The 12425-nt window shown below is 67.0% G+C and carries 11 protein-coding genes; 3 read left to right on the top strand and 8 right to left on the bottom strand.

Features of this window, described 5'->3' with window-relative positions; translation table 11 throughout:
- Positions 1 to 47: 47 nt before the first annotated feature.
- Positions 48 to 1070 (bottom strand): amino acid ABC transporter substrate-binding protein, encoded by a 1023-nt coding sequence (locus GY40_RS24635; RefSeq protein ID WP_038368079.1) that lies wholly within the window; start codon positions 1068 to 1070, stop codon positions 48 to 50.
- 266 nt (positions 1071 to 1336) lie between these two features.
- Between GY40_RS24635 and metC the strand changes: the two genes are divergently transcribed.
- Complete coding sequence (metC, locus tag GY40_RS24640) at positions 1337 to 2527, top strand: cystathionine beta-lyase (protein ID WP_038368789.1); 1191 nt, start codon at positions 1337 to 1339, stop codon at positions 2525 to 2527.
- 131 nt (positions 2528 to 2658) lie between these two features.
- On the opposite strand, the gene ppx is transcribed toward metC, so the two are convergent.
- The 5 genes from ppx to GY40_RS24665 form a co-directional block, all read right to left on the bottom strand.
- Positions 2659 to 4167 carry an exopolyphosphatase gene (gene ppx, locus GY40_RS24645; RefSeq protein WP_038368082.1) on the bottom strand — a complete coding sequence of 503 codons (1509 nt, stop codon included), beginning with the start codon at positions 4165 to 4167 and terminating at the stop codon, positions 2659 to 2661.
- A 1-nt stretch (position 4168) separates the two neighbouring features.
- Positions 4169 to 6340, bottom strand: coding sequence for an RNA degradosome polyphosphate kinase (locus GY40_RS24650; RefSeq protein WP_248311288.1), 2172 nt, complete (start codon positions 6338 to 6340; stop codon positions 4169 to 4171).
- Positions 6341 to 6571: 231 nt separating this feature from the next.
- Positions 6572 to 7270, bottom strand: a complete 699-nt coding sequence (locus tag GY40_RS24655) for an HdaA/DnaA family protein (protein ID WP_038368088.1) — start codon at positions 7268 to 7270, stop codon at positions 6572 to 6574.
- Positions 7271 to 7277: 7 nt separating this feature from the next.
- Entirely contained in the window at positions 7278 to 8384 is a 1107-nt protein-coding gene (locus tag GY40_RS24660) for an AI-2E family transporter (protein WP_038368091.1), read from the bottom strand.
- Positions 8385 to 8425: 41 nt separating this feature from the next.
- Positions 8426 to 9001, bottom strand: a complete 576-nt coding sequence (locus GY40_RS24665) for a CDP-alcohol phosphatidyltransferase family protein (protein ID WP_038368791.1) — start codon at positions 8999 to 9001, stop codon at positions 8426 to 8428.
- Between the two features lie 231 nt (positions 9002 to 9232).
- On the opposite strand from GY40_RS24665, the gene purM reads away from it, so the two are divergent.
- Positions 9233 to 10306, top strand: a complete 1074-nt coding sequence (gene purM / locus GY40_RS24670; protein ID WP_038368093.1) for a phosphoribosylformylglycinamidine cyclo-ligase — start codon at positions 9233 to 9235, stop codon at positions 10304 to 10306.
- A 2-nt stretch (positions 10307 to 10308) separates the two neighbouring features.
- On the top strand, positions 10309 to 10926 hold the full coding sequence (gene purN, locus GY40_RS24675) for a phosphoribosylglycinamide formyltransferase (protein ID WP_038368095.1): 618 nt from the start codon (positions 10309 to 10311) through the stop codon (positions 10924 to 10926).
- Here purN and GY40_RS24680 read toward each other — a convergent pair.
- Positions 10854 to 11681: a WYL domain-containing protein gene (locus GY40_RS24680; protein WP_081925640.1), complete on the bottom strand. Its 828-nt coding sequence runs from the start codon at positions 11679 to 11681 to the stop codon at positions 10854 to 10856. The genes purN and GY40_RS24680 overlap by 73 nt on opposite strands.
- Positions 11682 to 11993: 312 nt before the next feature.
- Positions 11994 to 12356, bottom strand: a complete 363-nt coding sequence (locus GY40_RS24685) for a hypothetical protein (protein ID WP_038368794.1) — start codon at positions 12354 to 12356, stop codon at positions 11994 to 11996.
- Positions 12357 to 12425: the final 69 nt, after the last annotated feature.

Consider the following 12425-nt stretch of genomic DNA (forward strand, 5'->3'; position numbering starts at 1 on the left):
ATATCGCGAAGAGGCGCCGGACGATCCGGCGCCTCCCGATGGCACGCTCAGCGAACCGGCGGAGCGTATTGCAGGCCGCCCTTGGTCCAGAGCGCGTTCTGGCCGCGGGCGATCTTGAGCAGCGAGCCCTGGCCGACGTTCTTCTCGAAGGACTCGCCGTAGTTACCCACCAGCTTGACGATCCGGACGACCCAGTCCGTGGTCAGGCCGATCTGCTCGCCGAACTTGCCCTCGGTGCCGAGCAGACGCTTGATCTCCGGATTGTCGGACTTCACCTGCTGGTCGACATTGGCCTTGGTGACGCCGAGCTCCTCGGCGTTCAGCATCGCGTAGCCGACCCACTTCACCAGGTTGAACCACTGCGGGTCATTGTTGCGGACGGAGGGGCCGAGCGGCTCCTTGGAGATGATCTCCGGCAGAACGATGTGATCGTCCGGGGCGGCGAGCTTCAGGCGCTCGGCATAGAGGCCCGAGGCGTCCGTGGTGAAGGCGTCGCAGCGGCCGGCATCATAGGCCTTGATGGTCTCGTCGGCGGTCGCGAAGGCCACGACCTCGTATTTCAGGTTGTTGGCGCGGAAGTAGTCGGCGAGGTTGAGTTCCGTCGTCGTGCCCTGCTGCGTGCAGACCGAGGCGCCGTTGAGCTGCAGCGCCGAGTTCACGCCGAGTTTCTTGCGAACCATGAAGCCCTGGCCGTCATAGTAGTTGACGCCGGTGAAGGCGATGCCGAGCGACGCGTCGCGGGTCATCGTCCAGGTCGAGTTGCGGACGAGCAGATCGACCTCGCCGGACTGGAGCGCGGTGAAGCGATCCTTGGCCGAAAGCGGGATGAACTTGACCTTGGCCGGATCGTTGAAGATCGCAGCGGCCACGGCGCGGCAGACGTCGACGTCGAGGCCGGTCCAGTTGCCCTGCGCGTCCGGCACACCGAAACCAGCGAGGCCGGGATTCGAGCCGCAGTTCAGGATGCCGCGCTGCTTGACCTGCGCGAGTGTGGCCTGGGCCGAGGCGCCCGTTGCGGAAATCGCGAGCCCGGCTCCTGCAAAGAGGGCGGCTGCCAAAAGCTTTTTCATCGTAACTCTCCCGTTGAAACAAGCATACCGGAGGATCCGGACACGCTCGAAAATCCGGTTCGCCGCTGGCGGCTCCCAAACCGCTCTGTCGTTCCCAGCAATGAGGCGGCGTCCCCTTGAACAAGTCGATTGCCAGAGCGACCCATGAGCGTCAAGCAACGGCCATCCGCCGCAGCCGCCACTTGTTCGCCACAATCATCACATGCGAACTTGGCAAGACGGTCAAGCCCGGCCGCCTCGCCTTCCGCTCCAGCCGCATCGGTTCCATGAAAAAGCTGCCCTCCTCTGAATTTGCCCGCCTCGGCACACGGACCCGCCTCGCCCTCGCCGGCCGCGACCCCAGCGACAGCTACGGCTTTGTCAATCCTCCTATCGTACGAGGCTCCACGGTCATCTATCCGAACACGGAGGACTTCCTCGCCCGGAAGGCGCGCTACACCTATGGCACCCATGGCAACCCGACGCTCGACGCGCTCGAGGCCGCAGCCAACACCATCGAGGGCGGCGCGGGCGTGGTTGTGACCCCCTCGGGGCTGCTCGCCTGCACCCTGCCCTTCCTCGCCTTCCTCTCCGCCGGCGACCATGTGCTGGTGACGGACAGCGTCTACCGGCCGACGCGCAATTTCTGCGATTCCTTCCTGAAGCGGATGGGCGTCGAGGTCAGCTATTACGACCCGCTGGTCGGGGCCGACATCGCCAAACTGTTCAAGCCGAACACCAAGGCGGTCTGGACCGAGGCGCCCGGCTCCCAGACCTTCGAGATGCAGGACATCCCGGCCATCGCCAAGGCCGCCGCCGCACGCGGCATCCTGACGATGATGGACAACACCTGGGCGACGCCGCTCTATTTCGACAGCCACGCCTTCGGCGTCGACATCTCGGTCCAGGCCGGCACGAAATACTATGCCGGCCATTCCGACGTGCTGATCGGCACGATCTCGGCCCGCACGCCCGAGCTCTACAAGACCCTGCGCAAGGCCTGGGAAGAGCTCGGCGTCATCGTCGCCCCGGAGGACGCCTTCCTGACGCTGCGCGGCATGCGGACGATGGCGATCCGCCTCAAGGAGCAGATGCCGGCCGGAATCGAGATGGCGAAATGGCTGCAGGCGCGCCCGGAGATCGCCCGCGTGCTGCATCCGGCGCTGCCGGAAGATCCTGGCCATGCCCTCTGGAAGCGCGACTTCACCGGCGCCTCCTCGCTCTTCGCCTTCGAGTTCGCGCCGGTCTCGATGAAGGCGGTCGCCGCGATGTTGGACGGGCTCACGCTGTTCGGCATGGGCGCCTCCTGGGGCGGCTATGAGAGCCTCGTCCTGCCCTTCGACTGCCGCGCCTACCGCACGGCGACGACGCCCGACTACAAGGGGCCGACGGTACGCATCCATATTGGGCTGGAGAATCTCGAAGACCTCAAGGCCGATCTCGAAGCGGGCTTCGCCCGGCTGAAGGCTGCGAGCTGAGAGAAATAGCCGTGATGCCCGGGCTTGACCCGGGCATCACGCGAAGCGGGGCTTCGACCCCGGTTCTGCAAGAGATTCTCGGGTCGGCGCTTCGCTCCGCCCGAGAATGACGCGAGCGTCGATCCCCGGCGTCAGACCCGCCCGATCTCGTAGTCCCGCGCCAGGAGCTTCGCGAGCTGCTTGAGCCGTCCCTCGACGCGCTCGCTCGCCAGCGCCGCGAGATCGTCGGGCAGGCGCAGCACGAGGCGCCTGTCGACGCAGAGCGCCGGAATGCGCGGCAGGATGCCGGCCATGCCGGCCGAGAGCAGATAGCCGACCCGGAAGATCGCGCCGATCAGGACCGCCCGCTCGAACAGAGCCGGCGGCAGCAGCGTCCTGAGACCATCGGCCGCAGGCGAGGACGCCTTCAGCCCGGCATAGCGAAGGAAGATCGTCAGCGCCAGGAAGGCGCGGCCGACATGGTCGATGCCGGTGAAATAGGCATGGGCGATGACGTTCATGCTCTGCTCGCCGCGATAGTCGGGATGGGCGCGCCAGCCGATATCCGACAGCAGGCAGACGGCCTCGACCAGCCGCGCCGAGGGTTCGTCCTGCGGCAGACCCGCCGTCTCCATGATCGCCTTGGTCCAGTCGATCAGCTCGGCCGCGTGGCGTGGATCGCGGGCGCGCAGGAGGTTGTAGTCGCGCGCCGCCTGCAGGAGCGGATCGGCCGCACGCTCCTCGGCCGAAAGCTGCTCGTGCAGCAGGCCCTCGCGCACGCCCTGGGCGGAGATGATGATGTTTCGCGGCTTGCCGCGCTTGATCAGCTCGTCCAGCACCAGTGCGCCATAGGCAAGCAGCGGGCGGCGCGCCGAGGAGACGGCGTCGATCGCATCGAGCACCGACGCGTCGGCGCGCTCGACCAGCCTGACGAAATCGGCCGCGTCCCGGGGCGGGATGGCGTAGCCATGCATGACGTTGAGGGGATAATTGGCCCGGCGCTGATGCAGCGTCGCGAGGGCACGCCAGGTGCCGCCGACGGCGTAGAAGTCCCGCCCCTTCATGGCGGCGAGCTGGGGCAGCTTGTCGAGCTCGTCCTTGACGATCTTCTCGGCCGCCTTCAGCGAGCCCTTCGAGCGGTCGAGCAGCGCCAGGCCGCCGAGCGGCACGCTGGCGCCCTTCCCCACCTCGCCACGCTTCACGGAGATCAGCTCCAGGCTGCCGCCGCCGAGGTCGCCGACCACGCCGTCGGGCTCGTCGAAACCGGAAATGACGCCGAGCCCGGACAGCACCGCCTCGCGCCCGCCCGAGATCAGCTCGATCGGCTGGCCGATCGCCTGCTCCGCCCGGGCGATGAATTCGGGGCCGTTCTCGGCATAGCGCGCCGCGGCGGTGGCGATGACGCGGAGCTCGCCGACATGCATCGCCTCGCAGAGGATGCGGAAGCGCACCAGCGCGGCGATCGCCTTCTCGATGGCGTCCTCGGCCAGGCGGCCGGTCGTGGCGACCTGCCGGCCGAGCCCGGCCATCTCCTTCTCGTTGAAGACCTGCGACGGTGCCCGAACGAGCATCTCGTAGACGACGAGACGAACCGAGTTCGAGCCGATATCGACGATGGCGATGGTGTCGCCGAGCGCCAGACGGCCGGGCGCGTGCTGCAATTCAGGCCTTACGGCCTCCCTTGCGGGAAAGGGCACGGGGACTGGAACTGGAGAGCGATTTTCCACGACCGGACAGACTCGGATTTGTCATGAAGTAATTATGCGCATTGAACGGTTCTTCGTTCGGCGCCGGGACAATGCGGCGCGAGCCGCCATCGGGCAGGATCGTCCAGCTCTGCTCATTGTCGAGCAGGTTGGCGAGCATGATCTGATCGAGCAATTGCTGGTGCACCGTCGGGTTCAGGATCGGCGTCAGCGCCTCGACGCGACGGTCGAGATTGCGCGGCATCAGGTCGGCGGAGGAGATGTAGACCTTCGCCTTGGGCGAAGGCAAGCCATAGCCGGCGCCGAAGGCATAGATGCGGTTGTGCTCCAGGAAGCGGCCGATGATCGACTTGACCCGGATATTCTCCGACAAACCGGGCAGGCCTGGCCGCAGGCAGCAGATGCCGCGCACGACGAAGTCGATCTCGACGCCGGCCCGGCTGGCGTCATAGAGCGCGTCGATGATCTCGGGATCGACCAGCGAATTGCATTTGCCCCAGATCGCGCCCTTGCGGCCGGCCTTCACATGCGCGACCTCCTCGGCGATGTCGCCGAGCAGGCGCTTCTTCAGGTTCGTCGGCGAGACGGCCATGCGCTCCAGCCCGGCCGGCTCAGCATAGCCGGTGATGAAGTTGAAGACGCGGGCGACATCCTGCGAAAGCACCGGATCGGCGGTGAAGAAGGACACGTCGGTGTAGATGCGCGCCGTGATCGGATGGTAGTTGCCGGTCGCGATATGACAGTAGCTGACGAGCTGGCCGGCCTCGCGCCGCACCACCAGTGACAGCTTGGCGTGGGTCTTCAGCTCGATGAAGCCGTAGACGACCTGGACGCCGGCGCGCTCCATCTCCTTGGCCCAGCGGATGTTCGCTTCCTCGTCGAAGCGGGCCTTGAGCTCGACCAGCGCGGTCACCGACTTGCCGGCCTCGGCGGCCTCGGTCAGCGCCTTAACGATCGGCGAGTTCGAGGAGGTGCGGTAGAGCGTCTGCTTGATCGCGACGACATTGGGGTCGCGGGCCGCCTGCTGCAGGAACTGCACCACGACGTCGAAGCTCTCATAGGGGTGATGGACCAGCAGGTCCTTCTGCCGGATCGCGGCGAAGCAGTCGCCGCCATGCTCGCGGATGCGCTCGGGAAAACGGGCGTTGTAGGGCCTGAACTTCAGGTCCGGCCGGTCGACGCTGACGAGCTGGGCAAGCTCGTTCAGGCCGATCATGCCGTTGACCTCGACGACCTCGTCGCTGTCGACCTTGAGCTCGCGCACGATCATCCGGCGCAGATGGTCGGGCATGCCGGTCGAGAGTTCGAGCCGGATGACGACGCCGAGGCGCCGCTGCTTCAGCATGGTCTCGAAGACGCGGACGAGGTCCTCCGCCTCCTCCTCGATATCGAGGTCGGAGTCGCGGATGACGCGGAAGGAGCCGGTGCCCTTGACCTCGTAGCCGGGGAAAAGCTTGGCGATGAAGAGCGAGACCGCATCCTCGAGGGTGATGAAGCGGTGCAAACCTTCGCGGGCGAGATCGGGCAGCTCGATGAAGCGGTCGATCTTGATCGGCACGCGGATCAGCGCGTCGAGCTGGCGCCCGTCGCTGAGGCGCTCCAGCGCGAGCGCGACGGTGAAACCGAGATTCGGGATGAAGGGGAAGGGATGGGCCGGGTCGATCGCCAGCGGTGTCAGCACCGGGAAGACGTAATTGAGGAAATAATCCTCCAGCCAGATCCGGTCCTGCGAACCGATGTCGGCCGGGCCGAGCAGATGGATGCGATTTTCGTGCAGCTCATGGCGCAGTTCGACCCAGCGCGCCTGCTGGTCGTCGGTCAGGGCCGAAACCGCATTGCCGATCTCGACGAGCTGCTCGGCCGGGGTGAGCCCGTCCTGGCTGGGGGTGACGACGCCGGCCTTGAGCTGCTCGCGCAGGCCCGAGACGCGGACCATGAAGAACTCGTCGAGGTTGTTGGCCGAGATCGAGAGGAAGCGCAGCTGCTCCAGCAGCGGATGGCTGCGGTTCGACGCCTCCTCCATGACCCGGCGGTTGAACTGCAGCCAGGAGAGCTCGCGATTCATGAAGCGCGCCGGCTGCCGGCGCAGCGGCAATGCGTCCGAATCCCCCGTCGCCCTATCCGGCATGTCGGGCATGTCGGCCGCGATCTCCGTGGTCATGCGCTTGGTCCGTACCCTTACCCTGGTCGTCGTCCTGCTCGTGCGTCTCATGGGGCGTTGTGAAGCCATCCTACCGTGACGGTTCGATGACAAGCGACATGAATCGCTGTCGGAAAAGGTTAGCAGGCATCGGCCGCCGGCCATAGATAGGAGGCTTCACGGGGCGCCTGGCAGCCCCCGCGATCGTCAGCAGGCCGCTCAGCCCGGCTCCTGCGGGAACAGCTCGGCCAGCACCTCCTGCACCAGCGGGCGCGTCACGCGCCGGCCGCGCTCCAGCGCCACCCGGTCGAGCCGGTCCACAACCTGCCGCGCGGCGGCGAAGGAGCGCTCCATCCTGAGCGCCAGCGTATCGATGACCGCCGTATCGACCACGAGCTGGCGGTCGATGAAGAGCTTGACCAGCACGGCGCGGAGCAAACCGTCATCCGGCGGCTCGATGGTGGCGCTCGGTGCCAGCCGCAGGCGCGAGAGCAGGTCCGGCACGCGCAGGCCCCAGAGATCCGGCGGCGTGCGCGCCGTCAGCAGCAGATGGCCTCCGCGTGCCTTGATCGCGTTCATCAGGTGGAACAGCGCCGGCTCGTCGAAGGGGGCGGCATCGCAATCCTCGATTACCAGCGCGCCACCCGAGACCAGATGCGGCACATTCTCCTCGGTGAGATCGCGCGCAGGAACCGTCCAAGCATGGGCCATGCGGGCCCAGATCGCGGCGAGATGGGTCTTGCCCGCGCCTTCCGGTCCCGTCAGGCGCAGCCAGGCATCCGGCCAGCGCGGCCAGCTTTCGACCAGCCCGTAGGCCGCCTCGTTCGAGGGGCCGACGAGGAAATCCTCGACGCCGTGGCGGCTGTCGACCGGCAGGTCGAAGGCGAGCTGGCGCGGGCGCGAAGGCGCGTCTGACATGGGCGGCTCAGCGCTCGATCTCGATCGTCACATCGGCCTTCGCTGGGTTCGGATGAATGCCGCGATAGAGATTGCTGGCGAGATACTGCCGGAGGGCGAAGCGGCAGAGCACGCCGATGACCGCCGCCAGCGGCACCGCCAGCAGCAGGCCGACGAAGCCGAAGAGCGAACCGAAGGCAAGCAGCGCGAACATCAGCCAGACCGGATGGACGCCGATCGAATCGCCGACGAATTTCGGCTGGAAGATGTTGCCCTCGAGGAACTGCCCGACCAGGAAGACGCCGAGCGTCGCCAGCGGCCAGGTCCAGTCCGGCCAGAACTGCACCGTCGCGACGCCGACCGAGAGCACGAGCCCGGTCAGCGAGCCGACATAGGGAATGAAGGAGAGGAAGCCCGAGATGATGCCGATCAACGCGCCGAAATTGACACCGACCACGCTCAGCCCGATGGCGTAGAAAGCGCCCAGCAGCAGGCAGACCAGCGCCTGCCCGCGCAGGAATCCGGCGATGGCGGTGTCCATCTCGCGGACCAGCCCGCGGATGGTCTTGCGATGGTCGCGCGGCAGCCAGCTATCGACGGTCGCGACCATGCGATCCCAGTCGACCAGCAGATAGAAGGCGATGACCGGCGTCAGCACCAGCAGCGAAAAGACGCCGACGATCGCGGTGCCGCCGCTCCAGAGCGATTGCAGCAGGCCGCCAACCCATTTCGTCGCCTGGCCGACGAGGTCGCCCAGCGAGCTTTGCGCCTGCTTGGCAAGATCGCCGCCGCCGAAGCGCTCGAGCCAGGGCGCGCCCTTTTCGAGCACGAGCGACTGCAGTTTCGCCGCATCCCCGGGCAGCCGTGCCACCAGCCCGGCGAGTTGCTGGCCGAGCAGCGGCGCGAGCAGGATCAGCACCAGCGCGAAGATCAGGATGAAGACGACGAGGATGACGATGGTCGCGGCAAGACGGCTCATCCCGAGGCGCTCCAGCCGGTCGGCCAGCGGATCGAGCAGATAGGCAAGCGCCAGCGCCGCGATGAAGGGCAGCAGGATGTCCCTGAGCAGCACCAGGAACAGCACGAAGACGAAGAGGGAACCCAGCCAAAAGCCGATCTGGCGCTGTAAGGTCATCCATCAGCCTCTTCGCGTCTTCGGCAGGAAGACGAGCAACTCTATACGTGGTCCGGCGGTTCCCGGCCAGCGCGGGCGGTCTCGGTCGATCCCGCCATGTGCCGCAGCCAGAAGGCGAGATAGGCCGCCATCGAGGCGAGCGTCAACAAGGCGACGACCAGCTCGCCGACCGTGCCGGCGGGACCGGGATCGATGCCGAAGGCGCGCGAGCCGAGCGCCAGCGCGGCAAAGGCGATCTGCGCGGCGGTGTTGAGCTTACTGACGATAAAGGGGGCGATCGTGACCGGCCGGTCGAGCAGCCAGGAGAGCAGCACCGCGGCCACGATCATGATGTCGCGCGCCACGACCAGGACGACGAGCCAGAACGGAATCGCGCCGACCACCGCGAGCGTGATGTAGATCGAGACGATCAGCGCCTTGTCGGCGATGGGATCGAGATAGGCGCCGAGCTCGCTCGCCATGCCGCAGCGCTTGGCGAGGAAGCCGTCGACGGCATCGGACACACCCGCGACGACGAAAATGACGAAAGCGGCGTCCCAGCGCGCATTGACGATCATCACGATGACGAGCGGCACCAGGAAGAGCCGGCCGAGCGTGATCAGATTCGGGATCGTCATGGGTGCAGCTTCGCTCAGCATCACGCGCAATGCCAGCCCGGCCACTCATGACATCCGTTTCCTCGCGCCGTCATCCCGGGTTAGCCCAGGCATGGATCCCGGGTCTCTCTTTCGGTCGCCCGGAATGACGCAAGATGGCGATGATAAAGCCAATAAAGCCCGTTCCAAGCCTTGCCAGCCGGGGCGTGCTTGCCTATCGCTCCCGCGAACAGGAACAAAGGCGAGACCGCAATGAGCAAGCCCGGCGCAAACGGACTGACCTATGCGCAGGCAGGTGTCGATATCGACGCCGGCAATGCCATGGTCGACGAGATCAAGCCGCTGGTGCGCGCGACGCGCCGGCCGGGCGCGGATGCCGAGATCGGCGGTTTCGGCGGGTTGTTCGATCTCAAGGCCGCCGGCTTCAACGATCCGATCTTGGTCGCCGCCAATGACGGCGTCGGCACCAAGGTGAAGATCGCCATCGAAAGCGGGCTGCACTCGACGATCGGCATCGATCTCGTGGCGATGTGCGTCAACGACCTGATCGTCCAGGGCGCCGAGCCCCTGCTCTTCCTCGACTATTACGCCACCGGCAAGCTCGACCCGAAGGTCGGCGTCGAGATCGTGCGCGGCATCGCCGATGGCTGCCGCCAGGCCGGCTGCGCGCTGATCGGCGGCGAGACCGCCGAGATGCCCGGCATGTATGCCGAAAAGGATTACGACCTCGCCGGCTTCGCCGTCGGCGCGGCCGAGCGCGGCACGCTGCTGCCCCGCGAGGACCTGAAGCCGGGCGACGTGGTCTTCGGCCTGCCCTCCTCCGGCGTGCATTCGAACGGCTATTCGCTGGTGCGCCGCATCGTCGAGCTCAGCGGCCTCGGCTGGGAGGCCCCTGCCCCCTTCGCCCCCGAGAAGAACCTCGCCGAAGCGCTGCTGGAGCCGACGCGGATCTATGTGAAGCCGCTGCTGCAGGCGCTGAAGGCGACCGACGGCATCAAGGCGCTCGCCCATATCACCGGCGGCGGCTTTCCCGACAATATCCCGCGCGTGCTGCCGGAAGGGCTCGGCGTCGCACTCGACCTCGCCTCAATCCCGGTGCCGCCCGTCTTCGGCTGGCTCGCCAAGATCGGCGGTGTCGCCGAGCGCGAGATGCTGCGCACCTTCAACTGCGGCATTGGCATGATCGTGGCGGCCGATGCGGCGAAGGCCGACGAGGTTCTTGCGGCGCTCAAGGCCGCCGGCGAGGCGCCGGTCAGGCTCGGCGAGATCGTGCCGGCCGCGGAAGGCGAGGAGCCGGTCAGCTATCGCGGCAAGCTCGCGCTGTGAGCATGGCGGCTGGCCGCAAACGCGTCGGAGTGCTGATCTCCGGGCGCGGTTCCAACATGGTTTCGCTGGCGGAAGCCGCGCAGGCGCCGGACTATCCGGCGCAGATCGGGCTCGTGCTCTCGAACATTCCCGATGTCGCGGGGCTCGACCGGGCGCGTGGCTTCGGCATCGCGACCGCGACCGTCGATCACCGCGCCTTCGGCAAGGACCGCGAGGCCTTCGAGCGCGCGATGGACGAGGTGCTGCGCGTCAACCAGATCGATCTGGTCGTGCTCGCCGGCTTCATGCGCATCCTGACGCCCTGGTTCGTGACGCGCTGGGAAGGCCGGATGATCAACATCCACCCCTCGCTGCTGCCGCTGTTCAAGGGCACGCATACGCACCGGCAGGCTCTGGAAGCCGGCGTCGCCGAGCATGGCTGCTCGGTGCATTTCGTCGTGCCGGAGCTCGATGCCGGCCCGGTCATCTTGCAGGCGAAGGTGCCGGTCCTGCCCGGCGACGACGAGAACAAGCTGGCGCAGCGCGTCCTTGCCGAGGAGCACAAGCTCTATCCGGCGGCGCTGGCCGAGGTCGCTTCGGGCCGGGCCAGACTCGAAGGCGGGGTCGTCATCCGCGGCTGAGAGGCGGCTGCGCCCTCGGCGTTCGCCGGCATCCCGCCGCCCTCGCGCTTGCAGCGCTCCCATTCCTCGCGCGTCGCCTCTTCCTCCTTCTGCCAGCGGCGGAAGAGATCGGCGCGGCGGGCGGGGTAACGCTCCTCCAGCGCGACGAGGCCGGTCATACGGTCGGTGCGGAAATGGCGGAAGGCCTGCCGAAGCTCGCACCAGGCGATGACGATGCGGACGCGTTCGTAGAAGGTCATGCCGATCGGCCAGATCATGCGCTGCGTCGCATGGCCGCTTTCGTCGCTGTATTCGATCGAGAGCTTGCGGCCGTTGCGGATCGCGGCGCGCACGGCCGCGACATCGACCTGATCGACCGGCAGCTCGCCCGGATGGGAGGCCGCGAACAAGGCGCCGTCGAGCAGGATCGGCTTCAGATGGGCAGGCAGTACGGCGGCGACCTTGCTGACGACATCCTCGGCCGCTCGCGCGAGCACCGGGTCCGCCCGCTCGCTGAGCCAGCGCATGCCGACGAGCACGGCCTCGATCTCGTCGGGCGAGAGCATCAGCGGCGGCAGGTCGAAACCGGCGTCGAGCACATAGCCGATGCCGGCCTCGCCGCGCACAGGCACGCCTTGGCGCACCAAGGCGCCGATGTCGCGATAGACCGTCCGCACGGAGACATCGAGCTCGGACGCCAGAGTCTCGGCGGTGACGGGGCGCCTGCGGCGACGCAGGCTCTGGATCATGTCGAGCAATCGTTCGGCGCGCTGCACGGCATTATCTCCCTACCCGGCCTCATAGCTGCGGCATCATGGCCCAGCCGGGGTGACAACTTCTGTCAGGAGCGTGTCAGCAGCAAGGCGGGAGGTATCGAAGGCGTGGGATCCCCTCTCCGGAAAGGAGAGGGGTAGAGGTGAGGTGTAGGTCGTTTGACCAGTAAGGCACAAACCTCGCAGCAGCAGCCGTCAGGTCACGGCCACAACGTCCAGCGGCCTTCCCCTCACCCTGCCCTCTCCCTCCGGGAGAGGGTTCCCCGCGCTATCCGAGAAACGGCGCTGCCGCACCGACCAAAAACGCCACTCGGCTCAGATCGGCCGCTTCAGCTTGCACTGGTCGATGAAGCGCAGGCCCTTTTCGCGGGCCGTGTCGTTGAAATAGCCGGTGTCGCGGAAGGCCTGGATCTCGTCCTTGCTCATGGCATTGACGGTGCCCTTGGCGTAGCAGCTGCAGGGCGTGTGCACCGCCTCGCGCGTCGTGTTGAGCAGGCGCGACTGGGTGATCAGGCAGGCGTCGAAGGCACGGAGCTGAATCATGTAGGGCGTCAGATTCTTCGCGGTCGGGTCCGGCGGAGGCAGCGCCGTGGAGCTGCTCGCGGCATAGGCCGAGGCGCCCAACAGCATCGAGAATCCACCGGCCAGAACGACCGCACCCAACCGCCGCATCATCATGACTTGCCCGTCCTTCGAGAAGAAGCGGTCGCATGGATCCCGGCGCCGCCACGCCTCCGCATGACACAG

This window comes from Allobosea sp. UNC402CLCol (assembly GCF_000745475.1).
Classification (GTDB): Bacteria; Pseudomonadota; Alphaproteobacteria; order Rhizobiales; family Beijerinckiaceae; genus Allobosea; species Allobosea spartocytisi.